At 45.8% G+C, this 238-nt stretch carries 1 protein-coding gene; it reads left to right on the forward strand.

What is annotated here, in order from left to right; translation table 11 throughout:
• Nucleotides 1-238, forward strand: a 238-nt coding sequence (locus QN347_RS20880) for a DDE-type integrase/transposase/recombinase (protein WP_323494557.1), incomplete at both ends; no start/stop codon positions are given.

The raw sequence follows: 238 nt of genomic DNA on the forward strand, positions 1-238 counted from the left end.
CTACAAAGTACGGCGCTTAATGCGTGAAGCCCAGATCAAAACCGTCTGGAAGAGAAAATTTATCAACACGACAGATAGCAAACATGATTTACCAATAGCGCGCAATATTCTCAATAGACAGTTCAACCCAGCAGAGCCCAATCGCGCCTGGACTTCCGATATTACCTATGTCCGTACGCGTACTGGCTGGTTGTATTTGGCGGTCGTGATGGAGTTATTCTCACGAAAAATCATAGGC

It is taken from the genome of Sphingomonas sp. 10B4, assembly GCF_035019905.1.
GTDB lineage: Bacteria > Pseudomonadota > Alphaproteobacteria > Sphingomonadales > Sphingomonadaceae > Sphingomonas > Sphingomonas glacialis.